Annotated in this window: 2 protein-coding genes; one reads left to right on the top strand and one right to left on the bottom strand. The window is 26.5% G+C overall.

Going from position 1 to position 4,249, the window contains the following annotated elements; translation table 11 throughout:
- The first annotated feature begins 343 nt into the window (after nt 1–343).
- On the top strand, nt 344–1,330 hold the full coding sequence (locus tag B2W91_RS06335; RefSeq protein WP_291579493.1) for a M14 family zinc carboxypeptidase: 987 nt from the start codon (nt 344–346) through the stop codon (nt 1,328–1,330).
- 166 nt (nt 1,331–1,496) lie between these two features.
- Here B2W91_RS06335 and abc-f read toward each other — a convergent pair whose 3' ends face one another.
- Complete coding sequence (abc-f, locus tag B2W91_RS06330) at nt 1,497–3,410, bottom strand: ribosomal protection-like ABC-F family protein (RefSeq protein WP_291579492.1); 1,914 nt, start codon at nt 3,408–3,410, stop codon at nt 1,497–1,499.
- Between the last annotated feature and the right edge of the window lie 839 nt (nt 3,411–4,249).

Raw genomic sequence — 4,249 nt, 5'->3', positions numbered from 1 at the left:
GCGAACATTGTTCGCCGCTACAACTTTCGTTATTAATTAATAAAATAATTCATTGTATAACTTTGTGAATTTTAATACAAAAAAATAGATAATTATACAATTTTTATTGAGACGCATTTATAGTGTAAGGCCGCCTTAATTTCCTTATTTTAGATTAAATTCAATATTATTTACACATTAAATTTAAAAAATAAAATAAATGATTAAAATCAGTGAACTTAATACATATTTAAGACTATAATAGAGTGTCAAGAGAAATTATGTTGTAAATAAATTGTTAATACTATACTATTAAGATATGATTCGAAATATTTAAAATATACAGGGCAAATGGGTGATAAAATTGGCTTTTTGTAATAATTTTAACAATATATACGATGAATTGCTTCTGTTCTTAGGGAAAACTCCTAAGTTAAGTAAAAATAACGAAGATATAGTTAAAACAGATAAAAATTATGATTATAATCAAATGGAAAACGATATCAAAGAATTAACTAAAAGATATAGTTTCATAGAGGTTAATACTGCAGGTAAGAGTTTGCTTGGAAAAGAGCTTTATTACTTGAAAATTGGGAATGGCAAAAAAAAAGTATTCTATAACGGTAGCCATCATGGAGATGATTGGATTACTTCACTGCTTTTATTAAAATTTATTGAGAATTTTTCATATGCTTATTCAGAAAATAAACGTATTGGGGCATATAATATCAATAAAATCTTTAGTACCTGCACAATATATCTACTCCCTATGGTAAACCCCGATGGAGTAGATTTGGTAATCAATGGACTTAAAGAAGAGCATCCATATTATGAACAGTTAATAAGATATAATAATGGAAGCTTGGATTTTTCAGGATGGAGTAGTAATGCTAGGGGAGTAGATATAAGTAGGAATTATGATGGAAATTGGCATAAATGGAAAGCTAGTGAGGCAAGAGAAGGAGTTTTTGGGCCTAAATTTAGATGGTATAGTGGAGAATTCCCAGAAAGTGAATCAGAAACTAAGGCAGTAGTAAATTTAATCTTGCAAGAAGATTTTGATATAGTAATTTCTTATCATTGCAATGGAAAGCAAATATACTACGGACACGATGATTATAATTATCAGCATAAGCATATAGCAGTTAAAATCTCTAGATTATCAGGATATAAATTAATTGATAAAGAAGCAAATTATGAATATGCTTCATTAAAATATTGGTTTATAAAAGAATTTAATAAGCCTAGTTTTAGAATTAAAGTAGGAAAATCTAACGATATATTAAGCTTTGAAGAAGTATATAAAGAAAATATAAGGGTATTGCTTCATATACCACTATTAATCAATTAAGAATTAAAAATTAAAAATTAACGATTATTGAAACTTCTCCTTTACGGGAGAAGTTTTAAATTTATTTAAAGAAATTAATTCGTAAAGAATCAATTTCAACCAAAAATTCTTCATTCTTAACTCTTAATTCTCAATTATATAAAAAACCGTGAGGACTCACGGTTTTTTATATATGGTTTTCCCATTCTTCATATAGTGATTCTAATTCTGTTTCAATATCGCTAATTTCTTTGTTTACCCTTTGACTTTCTTCAGGATTTGAATAAACTTCTTCAATACATAACTGATTTTGTAGCTTTTCAAGTTCATTTTCAAGGGTTGAAATTTTATCCTCAATTGATTTTATATAATTTTTCTTTTCTCTTTCTAATTTTTCCTGCTCTTTTTTCTTCTTTTTATCCAGTTTTATTTGAGTTTTAGTAATGCCTTCAGATTCTTCTTCTACTTCAAATCTTAGAGGATTTTTCTTTTTATCAACATAGTAGGAGTAGTTCCCTAAATATTCTTTAATTCCATCTTCCTTAAGTTCAAAAATTTTATTTATAACTTTATTTAAAAAATATCTATCGTGGGATATAACTAAAACTGTACCATCATAACTAAGTATTGCATCCTCTAAAGCCTCTCTTGAAACTATATCTAAATGGTTAGTAGGCTCATCTAGAAGTAAGAAATTACATTTGGAAAGCATTAGTTTTAAAAGGTTAATTCTGCACTTTTCACCACCACTTAAAGTTCTAATTTTTTTAAATACATCATCACCTGTAAATAAGAACGCTGCTAATGCATTTCTTACTTCTGTAGTGGTCATCTTAGGGAAGTCATCCCATACTTCATCTAAAATAGTTTTATCTTCATTTAAATTAGACTGCTCTTGGTCATAATAACCAAGATGAACGTTTTTACCTAGAACTTTAATACCACTATCTGAAGGTATTTTATCCATAATCATTTTAAATAATGTAGTTTTACCTCTACCATTTTCACCTATAATTGCTATTTTAGATTCTCTCTTAATATCCATATTAACATTAGTGAAAAGTGTTTTTTCTCCAAAAGATTTACTTAAATTCTCTGCGTATAGAACATCATTACCACTTTTGATTTCTGTTTCAAATTCGATTCTAGAAGCTTTTTTTTCTTTAATAGGTGCATCTATCCTCTCTATCTTATCCAAGGCTTTCTGACGGCTTTCAGCAGCCTTTATGCTTTTTTCTCTATTAAAGGATTTATATTTAGTTATTATGTCTTCCTGCCGTTTAATTTCTGCCTGTTGTAGAGAAAATGCTTTTAATGCTATTTCATAATTTTTCTTTTTTAAATCTATAAAATTAGTATAATTACCGTTATAAATTTCAACTATTCCACCAATAAGCTCTAAAGTCTTAGTGGTTACAGCATCAAGGAAAAATCTATCGTGTGAGATTATTACAATGCTGCCCTTATAGGATTTCAAATATTCTTCAAGCCATTCAATAGCATCTAGATCCAAATGGTTAGTTGGCTCATCTAAAAGTAGAATATCAGGTTTTGTAAGTAGGAGTTTGCAAAGGGCTACCCTAGTTTTTTGCCCACCACTTAAGATATTGATATATTTATCAAAATCATTTTCATTAAAGCCTAATCCTTTTAGAACCCTACTGATTTCTCCCTTGTAGGTGTAGCCACCATTATTAGTATAAAGTTCTGTTAGTGTTGTATAATCTTTTATTATTTTATTATGATATTCTTCTTTAGAAGCGTCATAAGGTTCATTCATCTTTTCTTCTAAAGTTTTCAGTTTCTTTTCCATATTTAATAAATTTTCAAAAACCATTAAAAGCTCATCATATATAGTGTTATCTGATTCTAAAGCAAGGCTTTGAGATAAATAGCCTACCTTTTTACTTTTATCTATGAAAAGCTCCCCACTATCGTATTCCATTTGTGAGGTTAATATTTTAAAAAGAGTAGATTTACCTGCACCATTAGCACCTATAAGACCTACTTTTTCTCCATCATTAATATTAAAACTTATATTTTTTAAAATTACATCTATTCCAAAGCTTTTATGTATATTATTACAGCTTAAAACTATCATAAATTTCACCATCCTCATTATATAGGGTTCCTTAATGAAAATTTAGCCTATGCATCATTTTAATTTTCATAATAAAATTTTTACCATGAATTAAAAATTAAAAATGAATAATGAAGAATTATGGTTAAAACTCCATCGTGAAAGTCTTTGGAGTTTTTTAAAAATAAATTCCATTTTAGAAATTCACTAAAAGTGAATTTCATCCTTAATTCTTCATTCTTAACTATTAATCCTTAATCTTTAAGGATTTAAGCTATTTTTATAAAAAATTATTTTCCAGAGTATATTTTAAATTTTCATATTGGATGCCTATATTATTGTACTACGAATAATTATTAAATGCCAAGTTGAAACAATTCACAATTCACAGTTCGCAATTCACAATTAAGGAAGAAATTATTTTTTAGCAAAATAATTTCTTTAAATGGATTTTTGGACAGGGATACAATTGATAGTTATTTAAAAAAAAGAATCAATTGTAGATTTCTCAGTTACTACTGAGAAATATCNNTTGTGAATTGTGAATTAAGCTAAGTTCGCTACTACAGAGGCAATGTAAAATTTATCAGTGGTAACTGAAAAATATCCATAATATTAAATTCTGAATCATCTGAAATAGGAATTACCATAAATTGATTGTTGTCAATAGGTAATTTTTGATTATATAATATATAGTATTGTTATATAATATATACTGTTGTTATATAATATCATATTGTTATATTAAGTATTAAATAATTATTTTTTTATACGATAAATATTAATATATCGAAAAATAGTTCATAAAACTTAAAAAAATATGACAACAAAATAAATAATTTATATATAATTTACATAAT

This window comes from Clostridium sp. UBA6640 (genome assembly GCF_002455975.1).
Classification (GTDB): Bacteria; Bacillota; Clostridia; order Clostridiales; family Clostridiaceae; genus Clostridium_J.
This window is presented reverse-complemented; position numbering and strand designations above follow the sequence as displayed.